This is a genomic window from Pseudomonas sp. P5_152, from assembly GCF_033989915.1.
Classification (GTDB): Bacteria; Pseudomonadota; Gammaproteobacteria; order Pseudomonadales; family Pseudomonadaceae; genus Aquipseudomonas.
This window is the reverse complement of sequence record NZ_JASFAH010000002.1, coordinates 1,133,975-1,152,284: the sequence shown is the minus strand read 5'-3', so window position 1 is coordinate 1,152,284 and position 18,310 is coordinate 1,133,975. Positions and strand designations below refer to the sequence as shown.

Here is an 18,310-nt window from a genome sequence, read left to right as displayed (position 1 = left end):
ACCTTTGCCCATGAGCTTCAGCCCTTTGATTCGCCAACTGATCGACGCCCTGCGCACCTTGCCTGGGGTCGGCCAGAAAACTGCCCAGCGCATGGCGTTGCAACTGCTCGAACGCGACCGCAGCGGTGGCTCGCGGTTGGCGCTGGCCTTGAGCCAGGCAATGGAAGGGGTCGGTCATTGCCGTCTGTGCCGTACCCTGACCGAAGAAGAACTGTGCCCGCAGTGCTCCGACACCCGCCGCGACGACAGCCTGCTGTGCGTGGTGGAGGGGCCGATGGACGTGTATGCCGTGGAGCAGACCGGTTTTCGCGGTCGCTACTTCGTGCTCAAGGGCCATTTGTCGCCACTCGACGGCCTGGGGCCGGAAGCCATTGGCATTCCGCAATTGCTGGCACGGATCGAAGACGCCGGTACCTTCAGCGAAATCATCCTCGCCACCAACCCGACCGTGGAAGGTGAAGCCACCGCTCACTACATCGCCCAGTTGCTCGCCAACAAGGGCTTGATCACCTCGCGTATCGCCCACGGCGTACCGTTGGGGGGCGAGTTGGAACTGGTGGATGGCGGCACACTGGCGCATTCGTTCGCCGGGCGTAAGCCGATCGCGTTGTAATCCAGCATCTGGTTTGATGCCTTCGCGGACAAGCCTTGCTCCTACGGGCATAAATCTGTTGAAAACCAAGCAAGCGCTCGGTTAACTTCGCTGAACCTTCAGTGGAGTTCGCCGATGCCTGCCTTCCAGGAATACTTCGATCCCAGCCATGAATTGGTCCGCGATAGCGTAAGACGTTTCGTCGAACGCGAGATCATCCCGGACATCGATCAGTGGGAGGAGGCCGAGGGCTTTCCTCGCGAGCTCTACCTCAAGGCCGGCGCGGCGGGCATCCTGGGCATCGGTTACCCCGAAGCGCTGGGTGGTAGCCACGAGGGTGACCTGTTCGCCAAGATCGCCGCCAGCGAAGAGCTGATGCGCTGTGGCTCCGGCGGGCTGGTGGCCGGGCTGGGATCGCTGGACATCGGACTGCCGCCGATCGTCAAGTGGGCGCGGCCCGAGGTGCGTGAGCGGGTGGTGCCGCAGGTGCTCAGCGGCGCAAAGATCAGCGCGCTGGCGGTCACCGAGCCTAGCGGCGGCTCCGACGTGGCCAACCTGCAGACCCGTGCTGTGCGCGACGGCGATCACTACCGGGTCAATGGCAGCAAGACCTTCATCACCAGCGGGGTGCGCGCGGACTTTTATACGGTGGCGGTGCGCACCGGTGACACCGGGTTCGGCGGCATCAGCTTGTTGCTGATCGAGCGCGACACCCCAGGGTTCAGCGTTGGGCGCCAATTGAAGAAAATGGGTTGGTGGGCGTCGGACACCGCCGAGTTGTTTTTCGACGATTGCACAGTGCCCGTCGGGAACCTGATCGGCGCCGAGAACATGGGCTTTGCCTGCATCATGGGCAACTTCCAGAGTGAGCGCCTGGCCCTGGCCCTCATGGCCAACATGACCGCGCAACTGGCACTGGAAGAAAGCCTGAAGTGGGCCCGCCAGCGCGAAGCGTTCGGCAAGCCCATTGGCAAGTTCCAGGTGCTCAAGCATCGCCTGGCGGAAATGGCCACGGCGCTGGAGGTGTCCCGGGAGTTCACCTATCGCCAGGCGGCAAAAATGGCTGCCGGGCAAAGTGTGATCAAGGAAATCTCCATGGCCAAGAACTTCGCCACCGACACCGCGGATCGCATCACCCACGACGCGGTGCAGATCCTCGGCGGGCTGGGCTACATGCGCGACAGCCTGGTGGAGCGGCTGTACCGCGACAACCGGATCCTGTCCATTGGCGGCGGCACGCGGGAAGTGATGAACGAGATAATCAGCAAGCAGATGGGGCTGTAGATTGCGCTGTGGCGGCTTGCCCGCGATGATCTCAGCACCGACACCGGCTACTGTTCGGACAAGGCAAACTGCGTCAGGCAGAACGTCGGGATGCCCATGTCTTCCAGGCGCTGCGAGCCGCCCAGTTCCGGCAGGTCGATGATCGCTGCCGCTTCGAAAATTTTCGCGCCCATGCGCCGGACCAGATTGGCCGCGGCAATCAGGGTGCCGCCGGTGGCGATCAGGTCATCGAACATCAGTACTGAGTCGCCTTCGCACAGGCTGTCGGCGTGGACTTCGAGGAAGGCTTCGCCGTACTCGGTCTGGTAACCCTCGGCCAGTACGTCGGCCGGCAGCTTGCCTTGCTTGCGAAACAGCACCAGTGGTTTGTTCAGTTGATAGGCCAGCACCGAGCCGATCAGGAAACCACGGGCATCCATTGCACCGATGTGGGTGAAATCGGCTTCGACATAACGATGGGCAAAGCTGTCCATCACCAGGCGCAGGGCCTTGGGCGACTGGAACAAGGGAGTGATATCGCGAAAGATCACGCCAGGCTTGGGAAAGTCGATCACGGGGCGGATCAGGGATTTGATGTCGAAGGAGTCGATGAGCATCGTCGAGATGTCCTGGCAGGCTGCAAATGCAGCAGTATAACGGCGGCCGAGCAGGTTCGCTCGGCCGCCCGTGCCTCCTCAGCCTTCGACAGAGCCGCCGGCCAGCGCGCACAGTTGGATCGGGTCGAGGATGTGTACTTCCTTGCCCTCGGCGGCGATCAACTGGTTTTGCTGGAAGCGGGTGAACACCCGGGACACGGTTTCCACCGCCAGCCCCAGGTAGTTGCCGATTTCGTTGCGCGACATGCTCAGGCGGAACTGGTTGGCCGAGAACCCGCGTGCGCGGAAACGCGCCGAGAGGTTGACCAGGAAGGTGGCGATTCGCTCGTCCGCGGTCTTTTTCGACAGCAGCAGCATCATTTGCTGGTCGTCGCGAATCTCGCGGCTCATCACCCGCATCAACTGACGGCGCAATTGCGGCAGTTGCAGGGCCAGTTCATCGAGACGCTCGAAAGGGATTTCGCACACTGAAGTGGTTTCCAGCGCCTGGGCGGACACCGGGTGAGACTCGGTGTCCATGCCCGACAGGCCGACCAGTTCGCTCGGCAAGTGGAAGCCGGTGATCTGTTCTTCACCGCCGTCGCTGAGGCTGAAAGTCTTCAGGGCGCCGGAGCGCACGGCAAATACCGAATCGAATCGGTCACCCTGACGGAACAGGAACTCGCCCTTTTTCAGCGGACGGCCGCGTTTTACGATGTCGTCCAGCGCATCCATGTCTTCCAGATTCAGCGATAGTGGAAGGCAGAGGGGGGCCAGGCTGCAATCCTTGCAGTGAGCCTGGCTGTGAGCGCGCAGTTTAACTGGCTCGGACATTTCTTAGATCCTTGTGGGAAAAACACACATAAGACGTAAGGGTACCCCACGGGAGGACCCGGAGGCCAGACTGCGGCAACATGGCGCAGTCTATTTGTCCGTAGCCTGGGTCAAATTACTCGCGAAAAACGCTGGCGGTTCTGCTGTTCCAGGTATGCGTCGAACACCATGCACACCGATCGCACCAGCAGGCGCCCGGCCGGCAGGATCAGGATTTTCTCGCTATCGAGTTCAATCAGGCCATCAGTGGCCATGGCCTGCAACTGCGGCCAGAGCTCGCCGAAGTAGCCACGAAAGTCGAGGTTGAACTGCTGTTCGATGGTTGCGAACTGCAGATGGAAATTGCAGATCAACTGCTGGATCACCGCTCGCCGGATCCGGTCGTCCTGGGTGCAGACCAGGCCACGGCTGGTGCCCAGTTGGGAGCTGGCCAGGGCATTCTGGTATTCGTTGAGATCGCTGCTGTTCTGGCAGTACAGGTCGCCGATCTGGCTGATGGCCGAAACCCCCAGGCCAATCAGGTCGCAATGTCCGTGGGTGGTATAGCCCTGGAAGTTGCGCTGCAGGGTGGTCTCTTCCTGGGCAATGGCCAGTTCATCGTCCGGCAGGGCGAAGTGGTCCATGCCGATGTAGCGATAACCGGCGGCGGTCAATTGCTCGATGGTGCGCTGCAGCATCTGCAGTTTTTCCGCCGGAGCGGGCAGGTCGCTGCTGTTGATCCGCCGCTGCGGCATGAAGCGCTCGGGCAAGTGGGCGTAGTTGAACACCGAGAGCCGGTCCGGCTGCAGGCTGATGACTTCCTCGACGGTGCGAGCGAAGTTTTCCGCGGTCTGCTTGGGCAGGCCGTAGATCAGGTCGATATTGATCGAGCGAAATTGCAGAGTGCGCGCCGCATCGATCACCGCACGGGTCTCTTCCAGGCTCTGCAGGCGATTGACCGCCCGCTGCACTGCCGGATCGAGGTCTTGCAGGCCGATGCTGACCCGGTTGAAGCCCAGTTCGCGCAGCAGGCCCATGGTCGACCAGTCGGCCTCGCGTGGGTCGATCTCGATACCGTAGTCGCCGGAGTCATCGTCCAGCAGGTTGAAATGCTTGCGCAGTTGCGCCATCAACTGGCGCAACTCGTCGTGGCTGAGGAAGGTCGGGGTGCCGCCACCAAAATGCAATTGCTCGACTTTCTGCTGCGGGTCCAAGTGGCAGGCCACCAGCTGGATTTCCTGCTCCAGGCGTTGCAGGTACGGCAGCGCACGGCCACGGTCCTTGGTGATGACCTTGTTGCAGGCGCAGTAGTAGCAAATGTTCGCGCAGAACGGCACATGCACGTACAGCGACAACGGTCGCTGGGCCTTGCGACTCTCGCGTAGGGCGTGGAACAGGTCGAAGGAGCCGACCTGGCTGTGGAATTGCACCGCGGTCGGGTAGGAGGTGTAGCGAGGTCCCGCCAGGTCGTAACGGCGGATCAGATCTGTGTCCCAACGAATGGCGTCGAGCATGCGGGCATTCCCCGGATAGGCTGGCAGTGACAGCGAGTCTAGGGGGTTGCCAACGTGGGCATGTTGACTTGTATCAAGGGGCGCGGCGGGCGCCGTGCTCAGTGCCCCATCAACCAATGCTGATGCGGCCCCGGCAGGGTCCAGATGCCGAACAGGATCACCAGCAGGCCACCCGCCATGCGCACGCTACGCTTGCGCAGCAGGGCGGTGACTCGTTCGGCGGCCAGCCCGGTGGCCAGCAGCACCGGCCAGGTGCCGAGGCCAAAGGCGAGCATCAGCAGCGCACTGTCCAGCGCATTGCCCTGGCTGGCGGACCACAGCAGGGTGCTGTACACCAGCCCGCAAGGCAGCCAACCCCACAGCGCACCCAGCAGCAAGGCGCGCGGCAGGCTCGAGACTGGCAGCAAACGGTTGGCCACTGGCTGGATATAACGCCACAGGCCACGGCCCAGGCCTTCGATGCGGGTCAGGCCGCTCCACCAGCCCGCCAGGTACAGGCCCATGGCGATCAACAGCAGGCCGGCGAGGATGCGCATGAACATCGCCGCCGGGCTGTTGGCCACTGCCCATCCCGCCAGGCCGATCAGCAGGCCGGCGGTGGCGTAGCTGAGAATCCGCCCGAGGTTGTACGCCAGCAGCAGGCGAAAACGCCGACTGCGTTGTTCCTTGGGGATCGCCAGGGTCAGCGCGCCCATCAGCCCGCCACACATGCCCAGGCAGTGGCCGCCACCGAGCAGCCCGAGGATCAGTGCCGAGACCAGCAGGGGTGCCAGTTCAAGCATGGGGTGGGGTCTTGTCGGTCGGCTTGGCCGGATCCGTCGGGTGGCCGTCGGCTTCGTTGATCGCTGCCTGGTGGTTAGGGTCCTGGTCGTCGAACAGGATGCTGTGGGCCGGTCCGTCGAGGTCGTCGTACTGACCGCTGTCGACCGCCCAGAAGAAAATGTAGATAGCGATGGCGACGATCAGCAGTGCCGCCGGGATCATCACGTAGAGAGCTGGCATCGGGACTCCATGCGCGCGCGGCTCAGGCCGGCAGCGCGGGGGTGTGTGGCGGGGTGCTTGCGGGCGCGCTCGGCAGGCGAGTCAGGCGCAGGGCATTGAGCACCACGGTCAACGAACTGATGGACATGCCGACCGCGGCCCACACCGGAGTGATCCAGCCGAGGGCCGCGAAGGGCAACATGAGGCCATTGTACAGCCCGGCCCACAGCAGGTTCTCGATGATTACCCGACGGGTCCGGCGAGCCAGGCTGAAGGCTTGCACCAGGGCGTCCAGGCGGTTGGACAGCAACACCGCATCGGCGCTGGTTTTCGCCAGGTCAGTGGCCGAGCCCATGGCCACGCTGATGTCGGCGGCGGCCAGCACCGGCACATCATTGACCCCATCGCCGAGCATCAACACCTTGCGGCCTTGCTGTTGCAGTTGCTTGAGCACTTGCAGCTTGTCGTCCGGGCGCAAACCGCCCCGGGCTTCATCGATGCCCAGCTCGGCGGCCACGCTGGCGACCATTGGCGAACTGTCGCCGGACAGCAGCAGCGTACGCCAGCCCCGGGCCTTGCAGGCGGCGAGCAGGGCGGGGGCGTCACTGCGCAGGCGGTCGTCGAGGACCAGCCAGGCCAGTGCGCCGCTGCTGTCACCCAGCAGCAGCCACTGCCCGGCTTCCTCAGGCATGGCCGGCACCGCACAGCCGCTGAGCGCGCAGACGAAGGCCGGTTGGCCAATGCGCAGGCGCTGCTCGCCGACTCGCCCTTCGAGGCCCAGGCCTGGGCTGCTGAGGACTTCTTCGGCGGCCAGCGGGGCGCGGCCGAATGCGCGGGCAATCGGGTGTTCGGAACGGTTTTCCAGGGCGGCGGCGAGGGCCAGGCACTGGTCGCTGTCGAGGCTGGCCAGGGGCCGGATCGAGCGTAAGGCCAGGCGTCCTTCGGTGAGGGTGCCGGTCTTGTCGAAAATCACCGTGTCGATCTGGTTCAGGCCTTCGAGCACATGCCCACGGGTCAGCAACAGGCCGAGTTTGTGCAGGGTGCCGGTGGCGGCAGTCAGGGCGGTGGGCGTGGCCAGTGACAAGGCGCACGGGCAGGTAGCCACCAGCATCGCCAGGACGATCCAGAACGCCCGGGACGCATCCAGTTGCCACCACAGCAGGCCGATCACCGCGGCGGCCACCAGTGACAGCAGGAGGAACCATTGCGCGGCTTTGTCGGCGATCTCCGCCAGCCGCGGTTTTTCCGCCTGGGCCCGCTCCAGCAAGCGGACGATGGCCGACAGGCGCGTGTCCTGGCCGAGGGCCTGGACCTCGACGGTCAGCGCGCCTTCGACATTCAGCGTGCCCGCGGTGACCGCATCGCCACGCGTGCGGGCCTGGGGCAGGTATTCGCCGGTCAGCAGCGACTCATCGACGCTCGACTGGCCGTCGAGAATCCGCCCGTCCGCCGGCAGGATCGCGCCGGGGTGCACCAGCACCTGGTCGCCCAGGCGCAACTCGCTGAGCAGGATCCGTTCGCTTTGGCCATCGGTGCTCAGGCGCAGGCAGGAGGCCGGTAGCAGGTTCACCAGCTGCGCGGTGGCCGCGGCCGTGCGCTCCCGGGCCCGGCGCTCCAGATAACGCCCGGCCAGCAGGAACAGGGCGAACATGCCGACCGCGTCGAAATACAGCTCGCCGGTGCCGGTGATCGAGGTCCAGATGCCCGCCAGGTAGGCGCCGCCAATGGCCAGCGAGACCGATACGTCCATGGTCAGGTGGCGGGTGCGCAGGTCGCGCATCGCCCCTTTGAAGAACGGCGCGCAGCTGTAGAACACAATCGGCGTGGTCAGGAACAGCGCGACCCAGCGCAAGATGGTGTGCAGTTCGGGGCTGAGGTCGATGTTGAATTCCGGCCATGTCGCCATGGTCGCCATCATCGCCTGGAACCACAGCAGGCCGGCTACACCCAGTTGGCGCAGGGCCAGGCGGTTTTCGCTGGCCAGTTGTTCGCTGGCGCGGTCGGCCTGGTAGGGGTGGGCGGCATAGCCAATGTGGCGTAATTCGCTGAGCACCTGACTCAACGGCAACTGGCTATCGACCCAGCGCACGTGCAGGCGATGGTTCGACAGGTTCAGCCGCGCCTCGGCCACGGCAGGCAGGCCGCGCAGGTGTTTTTCGATCAACCAGCCACAGGCGGCGCAACTGATGCCTTCCATCAGTAGCGTGGTTTCGGCCAGGTCGCCGTCGTGGCGGACGAAGGGTTGCTGCACGTCGGCGCGGTCGTACAGTGCCAGTTCGTCGACCAGTTGCACCGGCAAGGCTTCGGGGTTGGCCGAGGCTTCGCTACGGTGACTGTAGTAATGCTCCAGGCCACCGGCGACTATCGCTTCGGCCACCGCCTGGCATCCTGGGCAGCAGAGCTCGCGGGTTTCGCCGAGGATCACGGCAGTAAACCGGCTGCCAGACGGGACGGGCAGGGCGCAGTGGTAGCAGGGGGTCGGGGTGGTGGTCATGGGGTAATCACTAGTACCGCTGGATCTCTATCGTCGGATAGGGCCGCTTCGCGGGCAAACCCGCTCCCACAGGGATCGTTGGCGAGCTCACGACCGCTGATCAACTGTGGGAGCGGGCTTGCCCGCGAATGCGCGAAGCGCAGTTTTTAGTTCTTCAGGTCTTCGGCGCCTTGCAGTGGTTCGTCACCCAACAGCAGGTCCTTGTCGTGGCTGACCTGTTCTTCTTCGAACATGCGCCAGATGTGATCGTCCTGGCTGCCGAGCAATTCGACAAAGCGGCGGCCTTCGACCTTGTCGGTCACCTGGCCGATGTAGCGGCCTGGTTCGGTTTCGCTGCGAGTCAGGGTGATCTTGCGGTCTTTCTCTGGCTGGGTCGGCGAGATCAGGTTCAGCTCCAGGGTCTTGGGCTGGCTGTTGCCGGTCAGGTGCAGGTCGACTTCGCCGGTGACCCCATCCAGGTGCACGCTGGCGCGCAGCAGCAGGGTCTGGGCCAGCAGCTCACGGTCCAGGGAGCGGTTGATGCCTTTGCCAGCCTCGTAGTAATTGTCGTTGACCAGGTTGTCCGGGTTGTTCACCGCGATGGTCACCATCGACAGGGTCAGCGTCACCGAACAGGCCAGGATCGCGATGATGATCCAGGGCCAGAGGTGCTTGTACCAAGGGCTGGTGGCATTTGCTGCAGGCATGATGACTTCTCTCAACGAATTTGTGGGCCGATGAATCGGCTCTTGGCTTCAATGTGGACGCTGTCGTCGTCGGCATCCTTGAGGATGAATTTCACCTCGTTGGTGCTCGACGGCAGTTGCTCCGGTGCACTCGACAACTCGACCGGCATGCTGAAAATTTCCCCGGCGGCGACCTTGATCTCACGCTTGCCTTGCAGCTTGAGGTCTGGCAGGCCAGCGGCTTCCAGCAGGTAGGTATGGTCGCGCTGGTCCTTGTTCATGACTTTGAGGCTGTAGACGTTCTCGATCCGCCCTTCGGCGTTCTCGCGGTACAGCACGCGGTCCTTGCTGACGTCGAAACCCACCAGTGGGCGCATGAAGAAAGCGGTCACCAGGAGGCTGATCATTGCCAGCAACACCAGCGCATAGCCGATCAGGCGCGGTCGCAGTTTATGGGTTTTCTGGCCGGACAGGTTGTGCTCGGTGGTGTAGCTGATCAGGCCGCGGGGGTAGTCCATCTTGTCCATGATGCTGTCGCAGGCGTCGATGCACGCGGCACAGCCGATGCACTCGATCTGCAGGCCGTCGCGGATGTCGATGCCGGTCGGGCAGACCTGTACGCACATGGTGCAATCGATGCAGTCACCCAGGCCCTGGGCCTTGTAGTCCACGCCTTTTTTGCGCGGGCCACGGGCTTCGCCGCGGCGCGGGTCGTAGGAGACGATCAGGGTGTCCTTGTCGAACATCACGCTCTGGAAACGTGCATACGGGCACATGTAGATGCACACCTGCTCGCGCAACCAGCCGGCGTTGCCGTAGGTGGCGAGGGTGAAGAAGCCGACCCAGAAGTACGACCAGCCATCCGCCTGGCCGGTGAAGAAGTCGATGACCAGCTCACGAATCGGCGAGAAATAGCCGACGAAGGTCATGCCGGTGACGAAACCGATCAACAGCCACAGGCTGTGTTTGCTGAACTTGCGCAGGAACTTGTTGGCGCTCATTGGCGCCTTGTCGAGCTTGATGCGCTGGTTGCGGTCGCCTTCGGTGACCTTCTCGCACCACATGTAAATCCACGTCCAGACGCTCTGCGGGCAGGTATAGCCGCACCAGACGCGTCCGGCGTAGACGGTAATGAAGAACAGCCCGAAGGCGGCAATGATCAGCAGGCCCGAGAGCAGGATGAAGTCCTGCGGCCAGAAGGTGGCGCCGAAAATGAAGAATTTGCGTTCAGGCAGGTTCCACCACACGGCCTGGTGGCCGCCCCAGTTGAGCCACACCGTACCGAAATACAGCAGGAACAGCCCGGCACCGCCCATCATCCGCAGATTGCGGAACAGGCCGGTGAAGGCGCGGGTGTAGATTTTTTCTCTTGAGGCGTAAAGGTCGACGCTGTTGTTCGCGTTCTTGGCAGGTGGTGTAACGTCGTGTACCGGAATCTGATTGCTCATCATTGCATCCCACGGCAGTGGAAAAATGCCTCGGTCAGTACGTGCCGACCGCGGTCAAAAAGGCTGTTGCAGTGGCGCAATGATACGCCTGAAGCTCTAGCGCAAGGGTGCGACCTTTGGTCGCGTTGGGGAAAGTGAAAGGATGGTGTAGCAAATGTAACAAAACATGATGCAGGTCAATTGACTCTAGCCGATTCCCCTTTTTCCTTGGCTGCCTGCACATGATTTGGCTCGGGGAGGGGTGTGCGGCGGGTTGGCGCAGCACACCGGTTACCTGTGTAGTTCACTCTGATGATGCGCTGGCGTCAAGGAAGGTTACCGCCTCCGAGAGAATCCAGCCCACCGGTACCGCGTTTTTTATCAGCGGCGCTTTCAATGTCCGCGGAGCGTACTCGGCGCTTTTGGGTATCGGTTTTGTTAGTCTTAGTCGCTCCCTTTGGAGGACGAATCTCGCAATTGATCGTTTGTTCGGTGTTGTTGGGTTCGTTATCCGTGGTGTTGTTTTTACTCATGTCATAACTTCCTTGTTTGTTGGCCCACTGTTTTGTCAGCTTTGATCGTAGTGGCTGGAATATGATTATTTAGCCATTGATCAAGCTGAGTGAGAAGTTATCAGTTGGCGCGAACCTGATCTATTGCTTGTTGATTTCAAGGCGTGAAATTTGTAGTGCATGATGTTTGTAAAAGCGCTCCCCAGCCTATGATAGGTGCTTCTGGTCCGCAGCAGCCTTGGGGGAACGTTCGCCGATGGCAATAGTGTGGATGCCGTTATTGATTACCGGAGTTGTTGTCTTTAATCAGGGTGGTGAAAGTTTTTATATTGAATTGGTGTTCGAGGGTGAATGGGGGGGCGTGATGTGCGGCCCGGGTAATACCGTTGCTTGAAACAGTCGTTAACCAGATCGATGAAGTTGTCCGCGTATTCAACTAACCGGGAAATGCAAACGGCCCCGCCAATTCTCATTGGCGGGGCCGTTTCTTGTTACTTCAAGCGTTTGCCTTACTTGGCGTCCGCTGCCTTCTCGCCGTGCGACAGGCTGTAGACATAAGCGGCTAGCAGGTGAACCTTGTCGTTACCCTGCATTTGCTCTTGCGCAGGCATCTGGCCCTGACGGCCGTAACGGATGGTCTGCTGCAGTTGAGCAAAGCTCGAGCCGTAGATGAACGCGCCCGGGTGAGTCAGGTCAGGTGCACCCATTGCTGGCGTGCCTTTGCCCGCTGGGCCGTGGCAGGCCACGCAGTTGGCGGCGAACAGCTTCTGGCCAGCAACCGGGTCGGCTTTGCTGCCTTCTGGCAGTTTACGGCCATCGAGGTTGGTCAGGACAAATGCCGCAACGTCGCTGACGCCTTGTTCACCGATCACTTCAGCCCAGGCCGGCATCACGGCGTGACGACCGCCGAGGATGGTGGCCTTGATTTCTGCTGGCGAACCGCCCCAGCGCCAGTCGGCGTCGGTCAGGTTCGGGAAGCCATAAGCGCCCTTGGCGTCGGAGCCGTGGCAAACCGAGCAGTTGGAGGCGAACAGGCGGCCACCCATCTTCAGGGCTTGTGGGTCCTTGGCGACCTCTTCGATCGGCATGGCTGCGAACTTGGCGAAGATCGGACCGAACTTGGCGTCCGACTTGGCCATTTCCTTTTCCCACTCGTGAACGCCGGTCCAGCCGGACTGGCCGTTGGCGAACGGGGTCTGCTTCTCGTTATCGAGGTAGCTGTAACCCGGCAGCAGGCCTTTCCAGTTGCCCAGGCCCGGGTACAGCACCAGATAACCCAGGGCGAAGACGATGGTGCCGACGAACAGCATGAACCACCATTTCGGCAGCGGGTTGTCGTACTCCTCGATCCCGTCGAAGGAGTGGCCAACCGTCTCATCTGTCTGCTCGCTGCGCTGGCCCTTGCGGGTCGACAGCAGCAGCCAGGTCAGGGCGAAGATGGTACCCAGACTGAGGACTGTGACGTACAGACTCCAGAACGTAGTCATTCTTTGTTACTCCTAGAAGCTTGCTCGACGTGCTTGATGGCTTCGGGATCATCCGCGAAAGGCAGCAAGGTCGCGTCTTCAAACTCGGACTTGCGCTTGGGGCTGAACACCCACAAGGCCAGACCGATAAAGGCAACCATCACGACAACGGTGCCCAGGCCACGAATCATCCCGATATCCATCTAAATCACCGTTTGCTTTTGATGATGGTGCCCAGGCCTTGCAGATAGGCCACCAGCGCGTCCATTTCGGTTTTGCCCTTCACAGCATCCTTGGCACCGGCGATGTCTTCGTCGGTGTAAGGGACGCCGAGCGTACGCAAGACTTCCATTTTCTTCGCGGTGTCCTTGCCGTCGAGCTTGTTTTCCACGAGGAACGGGTAGGCCGGCATTTTCGACTCGGGCACCACGTTGCGCGGGTTGTACAAGTGCGCACGCTGCCAGTCATCGGAGTAACGACCGCCGACGCGGGCCAGGTCCGGACCGGTACGCTTGGAACCCCACAGGAACGGGTGGTCCCAGACGCTTTCACCGGCTACCGAGTAGTGGCCATAACGTTCGGTTTCAGCGCGGAACGGACGGATCATCTGCGAGTGGCAGCCGACACAACCGTTGGCGATGTAGACGTCGCGGCCTTCCAGTTCAAGGGCGGTACGTGGCTTCATGCCTTCGACCGGCTTGTTGGTGACATCCTGGAAAAACAGCGGGACGATCTGGGTCAGGCCGCCGATGCTGACGGCGATGACCATGAAGAAGGCCAGCAGGCCAATATTCTTCTCGACTGCTTCATGCTTCATCAGTGAGCTCCAACTACAGCAATCTGTTCGGCGGCTTTGGCTTCTGCCGGGTTCGAGGCGCGTACGGTACGGAATACGTTGTAGGCCATGAACAGCATGCCGGAGGCGAAGAATGCACCGCCCAGGGCACGAACGATAAAGCCCGGGTGGCTGGCTTGCAGCGCTTCAACGAACGAGTAGGTCAGGGTGCCGTCGTCGTTGATTGCACGCCACATCAGGCCCTGGGTGATGCCGTTGACCCACATCGAAGCGATGTAGAGCACGGTACCGATGGTCGCGAGCCAGAAGTGGGTGTTGATCAGGCCAGTGCTGTGCATCTGCGCACGACCGAACAGTTTCGGGATCATGTGGTAGATCGCGCCGATCGAGATCATCGCTACCCAGCCCAAGGCACCGGCGTGTACGTGGCCGATGGTCCAGTCGGTGTAGTGCGACAGCGAGTTGACGGTCTTGATGGCCATCATCGGGCCTTCGAAGGTCGACATGCCGTAGAACGCCAGGGAGACCACCAGGAAGCGCAGGATCGGGTCGGTGCGCAGCTTATGCCAGGCGCCCGACAGGGTCATCATGCCGTTGATCATGCCGCCCCAGCTTGGAGCCAGCAGGATGATCGACATCGCCATGCCCAGGGACTGAGCCCAGTCCGGCAGTGCGGTGTAGTGCAGGTGGTGCGGACCGGCCCAGATGTACAGGGTGATCAGGGCCCAGAAGTGCACGATCGACAGGCGATACGAGTAGATCGGACGCTCGGCCTGCTTCGGCACGAAGTAGTACATCATCCCCAGGAAGCCGGTGGTCAGGAAGAAACCTACCGCGTTGTGGCCGTACCACCACTGGATCATGGCGTCGGTCGCACCGGCGTAGGCCGAGTAGGACTTGAAGAAACTGACCGGCAGGGAGGCGTGGTTGACGATGTGCAGCATCGCCGTCACAACGATGAAGGCACCGTAGAACCAGTTACCGACGTAGATGTGCTTGGTCTTGCGCTTGGTGATGGTGCCGAAGAACACCAGACCGTAGGTGACCCAGACGATAGCCAGCAGGATAGCCAGAGGCCATTCCAGTTCCGCGTATTCCTTGGTGGTGGTGTAACCCAGCGGCAAGGTAACAATCGCGCCGACGATCACCGCTTGCCAACCCCAGAAGGTGAAGGCCGCGAGGCTGTCGGAAATCAGTCGCGTTTGGCAGGTTCGCTGCACGACGTAATAAGAAGTGGCAAACAATGCACAACCACCGAAGGCGAAGATCACCAGGTTGGTGTGCAGTGGGCGCAGGCGTCCAAAGCTCGTCCACGGCAGACCGAAGTTCAACTCCGGCCAGACCAGTTGCGAGGCGATGAAGACACCGAGCCCCATGCCAAGGATCCCCCAGACCACCGTCATGATGGCGAACTGGCGGACTACCTTATAGTTATAAGCAGTCGGACTGATTGCTGTGCTCATTCTAAGGTTCCACGGTTTGGGTGTTTTATTAGGGATAAAAATCGGCCGCAAGTATGGAGAAAGCGGGGGGTCATTGCAACGCGCCATGACCTGCGTCAATGCTTTCAAAAGCTGATTCTGCGGCCTTTCCATGCGCCGCGTAGGGACAAATTTGCCCAGGGGGAAAATGTCCCGGCAGGGGAAAAGGGCGAGGGGGTCGGGTCAGTTGTAACGGGGTGTGTTCAAACGAGGCGTGCAGGTGACAGACGGCAACTTGGACGACAGCCGGTGTCTACCGGCCTTTGCGGCCTGTCATCGAACCGAATCGTCGAACCCATCCTTTACGGTTGACCTGTGACCGGCCTTTGCCAGTCCGCTTGGCAGCAAGCTTAGACGTGAATCTGCCGGACGCAAAGGCAGACCTTTTTGGGGTGCGACAATGCGTCGCAAAGAGGTAGGGAACTGCCGCACCAGGAAGGTGCGACAGTAATGCGGTTGCGAGTTATTCGCTTTTGCCCTCTGCCTGCAGCGGCTGAGCGCTGGCACCGTGGGAGAGGCTGTAGACGTACGCTGCCAGCAATTGCACTTTGTCATTGCCGAGCAGTTCGTTCTGCGCCGGCATGTGACCCTGGCGACCATGGCGAATGGTCTGCTGCAACTGGGCCAGGCTAGTGCCGTAGATGAACGCCGCCGGGTGCGTCAGGTTTGGCGCGCCCATCAGTTCCATGCCCTGGCCATTGGCGCCGTGACAGGCTACGCAGGTGGTGCTGTACGCTTGCTGTCCGGCGACCAGGTCGGCACCGCTGTCCTCTGGCAACGGCAGGCCGGCGAGTTCGTGGCGCACATAGGCGGCAACGTTTTTCACCCCGGCATCGCCCAGGACTTCACCCCAGGCCGGCATCGCCGCCATCCGCCCACCCATGATGGTGGTCTTGATCGCCTCCGCGCTACCGCCCCAGCGCCAGTCGCTGTCCGCCAGGTTGGGGAAGCCGAAGGCACCCTTGGCATCCGAGCCGTGGCACACCGAGCAGTTGGAGGCGAACAGGCGTCCGCCCATCTTCAGTGCTTGTGGGTCCTTGGCTACTTCTTCCACGGGCATGGCTGCAAATTTGGCGAAGATCGGCCCGAACTTGGCGTCGGCCTTGGCCATTTCCTTGTCCCATTCCTTGGTCTGGGTCCAGCCGTCCTGATAGCCCGGCAGGATGCCTTTCCAGTTACCCAGGCCCGGGTAGAGGATCAGGTAGCCCACGGCAAACACCAGGGTCCCGGCGAACAGCAGGAACCACCACTGGGGCAGCGGGTTGTCATATTCCTCGATGCCGTCGAAGGCATGGCCCATGGTCTGGTCGACACTGCCCTTGGTCTCACCCTTGCGGGTGCCGACCAGCAGCCAGGTCAGGCCGATCAGGCTGCCGATGGTCAGTACGCAGATCCACGTACTCCAGAAGGTGGTCATGGCCGGGTACTCCTTGTTGCGGGTTCTTGAGTGCTGGCGTCTTCGGCCAGGGGTTCATCGGCAAACGGCAGCAGGCGGGCTTCGGCGAATTGCGCGCTGCGCTTGCTGTTGAACACCCACAGGGTCAGGCCGATAAAGGCCACGAACACCACGACGGTGCCCAGGCCGCGGATCATTCCAGTGCTGATTACGCTCAATATTTCATAGGGCATGGCTCACCTCTTGCTCTTGATCGCAGTGCCGAGCACTTGCAGGTAGGAGACCAGGGCGTCCATCTCGGTCTTGCCCTTGAGCGTGGCGACTGACCCGGCGATGTCCTCGTCGGTGTAGGGCACGCCCAGGGTGCGCATGACCTTGAGCTTGGTTTCGGTATTGCTGCTGTCCACGGCCTGGGTAACCAGCCATGGATAGGCCGGCATTTTCGATTCCGGTACCACGTTGCGCGGGTTGTACAGGTGGGCGCGGTGCCAGTCATCGGAGTAACGACCGCCGACCCGTGCCAGGTCCGGGCCGGTACGCTTGGAACCCCATAGGAACGGGTGGTCCCACACGCTTTCACCGGCTACCGAGTAGTGGCCATAACGTTCGGTCTCGGCGCGGAACGGCCGGATCATCTGCGAGTGGCACTGCACGCAGCCTTCGCGGATGTAGATGTCTCGACCTTCCAGTTGCAGTGCGGTGTAGGGCTTCATGCCTTCGACCGGCTTGTTGGTGACGTCCTGGAAGAACAGCGGGACGATCTGCGTCAGACCGCCGATGCTCACCGCAAAGACCATCAGCAATAGCAGCAGGCCGACGTTTTTTTCAATCGTTTCGTGTTTCATGGTGGACTCCTCAGGCCATCTGCGCCGCGGCGGCGACTTCGGCTGGTTGGGCCTCACGCACGGTGCGCCAGGTGTTGTAGGCCATCAGGAACATGCCGCTCAGGAAGATCGCCCCGCCAACCAGGCGTACGACGAAGCCTGGGTGGCTGGCCACCAGGGTTTCCACGAAGGAGTAGGTCAGGGTCCCGTCTTCGTTGACGGCACGCCACATCAGGCCCTGGGCAATGCCGTTGACCCACATCGAGGCGATGTAGAGCACGGTGCCGATGGTGGCGAGCCAGAAGTGCGCGTTGATCAGGCCGACGCTGTGCATCTGCGTACGACCGAAGATTTTCGGGATCATGTGGTACAGCGCGCCGATGGAGATCATCGCTACCCAGCCGAGGGCGCCGGCGTGTACGTGGCCGATGGTCCAGTCGGTGTAGTGGGAGAGGGCGTTGACGGTCTTGATCGCCATCATCGGGCCTTCGAAGGTCGACATGCCGTAGAACGCCAGGGACACCACCAGGAAGCGCAGGATCGGGTCGCTGCGCAGCTTATGCCAGGCGCCCGAGAGGGTCATCATGCCGTTGATCATCCCGCCCCAGCTCGGCGCCAGCAGAATCAGCGACATCACCATGCCCAGCGACTGAGCCCAGTCCGGCAGCGCGGTGTAGTGCAGGTGGTGCGGGCCGGCCCAGATGTACAGGGTGATCAGGGCCCAGAAGTGCACGATCGACAGGCGATAGGAGTACACAGGGCGCTCGGCCTGCTTCGGCACGAAGTAGTACATCATCCCCAGGAAACCGGCAGTGAGGAAGAAGCCTACGGCGTTGTGGCCGTACCACCACTGGACCATGGCATCGGTCGCACCGGCATACACTGAGTAGGACTTGGTCAGGCTGACCGGCAGCTCCAGGTTGTTGACGATGTGCAGGATGGCCACGGTGATGATGAACGCGCCGAAGAACCAGTTGCCGACGTAGATGTGCTTGGTCTTGCGCTTCATCAGCGTGCCGAAGAACACGATGGCGTAGGCGACCCAGACGATGGTGATCAGGATGTCGATCGGCCATTCCAGCTCGGCGTATTCCTTGGAGCTGGTGTAGCCCAGCGGCAGGGTGATGGCTGCCAGCAGGATCACCAGTTGCCAGCCCCAGAAGGTGAACGCGGCGATTTTTGGCGCGAACAATTGCGTCTGGCAAGTGCGTTGGACCGAGTAGAACGAGGCGGCAAACAGCGCGCAGCCACCAAAGGCGAAGATCACCGCGTTGGTGTGCAGCGGGCGCAGGCGACCGAAGCTGGTCCACGGCAAATTGAAGTTCAGTTCGGGCCAGACCAATTGAGCCGCGAGAAAAACCCCGAGCCCCATGCCGACGATGCCCCATACCACCGTCATAATGGCGAATTGGCGGACCACCTTGTAGTTATAGGCGGTACTTAAAGAAGTGTTCATGGTTCCCCATCCACGGTTCAGCCGAAGTGAAGGC

Annotated in this window: 19 protein-coding genes; 2 read left to right on the top strand and 17 right to left on the bottom strand. The window is 61.7% G+C overall.

Features of this window, described 5'->3' with window-relative positions; translation table 11 throughout:
• Positions 1-10: 10 nt before the first annotated feature.
• Together recR and QMK50_RS05005 are read left to right on the top strand one after the other, a co-directional pair.
• Entirely contained in the window at positions 11-613 is a 603-nt protein-coding gene (recR, locus tag QMK50_RS05010) for a recombination mediator RecR (protein WP_095165387.1), read from the top strand.
• A gap of 114 nt (positions 614-727) precedes the next feature.
• Positions 728-1,876 (top strand): acyl-CoA dehydrogenase family protein, encoded by a 1,149-nt coding sequence (locus tag QMK50_RS05005; protein WP_320332672.1) that lies wholly within the window; start codon positions 728-730, stop codon positions 1,874-1,876.
• A gap of 47 nt (positions 1,877-1,923) precedes the next feature.
• On the opposite strand, the gene QMK50_RS05000 is transcribed toward QMK50_RS05005, so the two are convergent.
• From QMK50_RS05000 to ccoN (QMK50_RS04920), 17 genes are all read right to left on the bottom strand, one after another.
• The gene (locus QMK50_RS05000) at positions 1,924-2,472 is read right to left on the bottom strand and encodes an adenine phosphoribosyltransferase (RefSeq protein ID WP_095165383.1); all 549 of its coding nucleotides are present in this window, start codon (positions 2,470-2,472) and stop codon (positions 1,924-1,926) included.
• Between the two features lie 78 nt (positions 2,473-2,550).
• Entirely contained in the window at positions 2,551-3,285 is a 735-nt protein-coding gene (gene fnr, locus QMK50_RS04995; RefSeq protein ID WP_095165381.1) for a fumarate/nitrate reduction transcriptional regulator Fnr, read from the bottom strand.
• 110 nt (positions 3,286-3,395) lie between these two features.
• Entirely contained in the window at positions 3,396-4,778 is a 1,383-nt protein-coding gene (gene hemN, locus QMK50_RS04990) for an oxygen-independent coproporphyrinogen III oxidase (protein ID WP_320332671.1), read from the bottom strand.
• A gap of 98 nt (positions 4,779-4,876) precedes the next feature.
• A complete protein-coding gene (locus tag QMK50_RS04985; RefSeq protein WP_159997070.1) occupies positions 4,877-5,560 on the bottom strand; it encodes a sulfite exporter TauE/SafE family protein in 684 nt (227 codons plus the stop codon).
• Positions 5,553-5,780, bottom strand: coding sequence for a cbb3-type cytochrome oxidase assembly protein CcoS (gene ccoS / locus QMK50_RS04980; RefSeq protein ID WP_095165375.1), 228 nt, complete (start codon positions 5,778-5,780; stop codon positions 5,553-5,555). Before ccoS ends, QMK50_RS04985 begins: the two co-directional genes overlap by 8 nt.
• A gap of 22 nt (positions 5,781-5,802) precedes the next feature.
• Entirely contained in the window at positions 5,803-8,253 is a 2,451-nt protein-coding gene (locus QMK50_RS04975; RefSeq protein ID WP_320332670.1) for a heavy metal translocating P-type ATPase, read from the bottom strand.
• A gap of 146 nt (positions 8,254-8,399) precedes the next feature.
• On the bottom strand, positions 8,400-8,939 hold the full coding sequence (locus QMK50_RS04970; protein ID WP_159997066.1) for a FixH family protein: 540 nt from the start codon (positions 8,937-8,939) through the stop codon (positions 8,400-8,402).
• 11 nt (positions 8,940-8,950) lie between these two features.
• Entirely contained in the window at positions 8,951-10,366 is a 1,416-nt protein-coding gene (gene ccoG, locus QMK50_RS04965) for a cytochrome c oxidase accessory protein CcoG (protein ID WP_095165370.1), read from the bottom strand.
• Between the two features lie 305 nt (positions 10,367-10,671).
• Positions 10,672-10,878: a hypothetical protein gene (locus QMK50_RS04960; protein ID WP_159997061.1), complete on the bottom strand. Its 207-nt coding sequence runs from the start codon at positions 10,876-10,878 to the stop codon at positions 10,672-10,674.
• 488 nt (positions 10,879-11,366) lie between these two features.
• Positions 11,367-12,344, bottom strand: a complete 978-nt coding sequence (ccoP, locus tag QMK50_RS04955; RefSeq protein ID WP_320332669.1) for a cytochrome-c oxidase, cbb3-type subunit III — start codon at positions 12,342-12,344, stop codon at positions 11,367-11,369.
• On the bottom strand, positions 12,341-12,526 hold the full coding sequence (locus QMK50_RS04950; RefSeq protein ID WP_003175465.1) for a CcoQ/FixQ family Cbb3-type cytochrome c oxidase assembly chaperone: 186 nt from the start codon (positions 12,524-12,526) through the stop codon (positions 12,341-12,343). The genes ccoP (QMK50_RS04955) and QMK50_RS04950 overlap by 4 nt, the downstream gene beginning before the upstream one ends.
• A 5-nt stretch (positions 12,527-12,531) precedes the next feature.
• The gene (ccoO, locus tag QMK50_RS04945) at positions 12,532-13,140 is read right to left on the bottom strand and encodes a cytochrome-c oxidase, cbb3-type subunit II (protein WP_009042961.1); all 609 of its coding nucleotides are present in this window, start codon (positions 13,138-13,140) and stop codon (positions 12,532-12,534) included.
• Positions 13,140-14,582, bottom strand: coding sequence for a cytochrome-c oxidase, cbb3-type subunit I (gene ccoN, locus QMK50_RS04940; RefSeq protein WP_095165365.1), 1,443 nt, complete (start codon positions 14,580-14,582; stop codon positions 13,140-13,142). The genes ccoO (QMK50_RS04945) and ccoN (QMK50_RS04940) overlap by 1 nt, the downstream gene beginning before the upstream one ends.
• 481 nt (positions 14,583-15,063) lie before the next feature.
• Positions 15,064-16,017, bottom strand: a complete 954-nt coding sequence (ccoP, locus tag QMK50_RS04935; protein ID WP_095165363.1) for a cytochrome-c oxidase, cbb3-type subunit III — start codon at positions 16,015-16,017, stop codon at positions 15,064-15,066.
• Positions 16,014-16,229 (bottom strand): cbb3-type cytochrome oxidase subunit 3, encoded by a 216-nt coding sequence (locus tag QMK50_RS04930; protein ID WP_095165361.1) that lies wholly within the window; start codon positions 16,227-16,229, stop codon positions 16,014-16,016. Before QMK50_RS04930 ends, ccoP (QMK50_RS04935) begins: the two co-directional genes overlap by 4 nt.
• A 3-nt stretch (positions 16,230-16,232) precedes the next feature.
• Positions 16,233-16,841 (bottom strand): cytochrome-c oxidase, cbb3-type subunit II, encoded by a 609-nt coding sequence (gene ccoO, locus QMK50_RS04925; protein ID WP_095165359.1) that lies wholly within the window; start codon positions 16,839-16,841, stop codon positions 16,233-16,235.
• A 10-nt stretch (positions 16,842-16,851) separates the two neighbouring features.
• Positions 16,852-18,276, bottom strand: a complete 1,425-nt coding sequence (gene ccoN / locus QMK50_RS04920) for a cytochrome-c oxidase, cbb3-type subunit I (RefSeq protein WP_095165357.1) — start codon at positions 18,274-18,276, stop codon at positions 16,852-16,854.
• Between the last annotated feature and the right edge of the window lie 34 nt (positions 18,277-18,310).

Bases quoted from the DNA above. Each gene is read 5' to 3' on its own strand.
- recR (WP_095165387.1), top strand. From the start codon at position 11: ATGAGCTTCAGCCCTTTGATTCGCCAACTGATCGACGCCCTGCGCACC.
- QMK50_RS05005 (WP_320332672.1), top strand. From the start codon at position 728: ATGCCTGCCTTCCAGGAATACTTCGATCCCAGCCATGAATTGGTCCGC.
- QMK50_RS05000 (WP_095165383.1), bottom strand. From the start codon at position 2,472: ATGCTCATCGACTCCTTCGACATCAAATCCCTGATCCGCCCCGTGATC.
- fnr (WP_095165381.1), bottom strand. From the start codon at position 3,285: ATGTCCGAGCCAGTTAAACTGCGCGCTCACAGCCAGGCTCACTGCAAG.
- hemN (WP_320332671.1), bottom strand. From the start codon at position 4,778: ATGCTCGACGCCATTCGTTGGGACACAGATCTGATCCGCCGTTACGAC.
- QMK50_RS04985 (WP_159997070.1), bottom strand. From the start codon at position 5,560: ATGCTTGAACTGGCACCCCTGCTGGTCTCGGCACTGATCCTCGGGCTG.
- ccoS (WP_095165375.1), bottom strand. From the start codon at position 5,780: ATGCCAGCTCTCTACGTGATGATCCCGGCGGCACTGCTGATCGTCGCC.
- QMK50_RS04975 (WP_320332670.1), bottom strand. From the start codon at position 8,253: ATGACCACCACCCCGACCCCCTGCTACCACTGCGCCCTGCCCGTCCCG.
- QMK50_RS04970 (WP_159997066.1), bottom strand. From the start codon at position 8,939: ATGCCTGCAGCAAATGCCACCAGCCCTTGGTACAAGCACCTCTGGCCC.
- ccoG (WP_095165370.1), bottom strand. From the start codon at position 10,366: ATGAGCAATCAGATTCCGGTACACGACGTTACACCACCTGCCAAGAAC.
- QMK50_RS04960 (WP_159997061.1), bottom strand. From the start codon at position 10,878: ATGAGTAAAAACAACACCACGGATAACGAACCCAACAACACCGAACAA.
- ccoP (WP_320332669.1), bottom strand. From the start codon at position 12,344: ATGACTACGTTCTGGAGTCTGTACGTCACAGTCCTCAGTCTGGGTACC.
- QMK50_RS04950 (WP_003175465.1), bottom strand. From the start codon at position 12,526: ATGGATATCGGGATGATTCGTGGCCTGGGCACCGTTGTCGTGATGGTT.
- ccoO (WP_009042961.1), bottom strand. From the start codon at position 13,140: ATGAAGCATGAAGCAGTCGAGAAGAATATTGGCCTGCTGGCCTTCTTC.
- ccoN (WP_095165365.1), bottom strand. From the start codon at position 14,582: ATGAGCACAGCAATCAGTCCGACTGCTTATAACTATAAGGTAGTCCGC.
- ccoP (WP_095165363.1), bottom strand. From the start codon at position 16,017: ATGACCACCTTCTGGAGTACGTGGATCTGCGTACTGACCATCGGCAGC.
- QMK50_RS04930 (WP_095165361.1), bottom strand. From the start codon at position 16,229: ATGCCCTATGAAATATTGAGCGTAATCAGCACTGGAATGATCCGCGGC.
- ccoO (WP_095165359.1), bottom strand. From the start codon at position 16,841: ATGAAACACGAAACGATTGAAAAAAACGTCGGCCTGCTGCTATTGCTG.
- ccoN (WP_095165357.1), bottom strand. From the start codon at position 18,276: ATGAACACTTCTTTAAGTACCGCCTATAACTACAAGGTGGTCCGCCAA.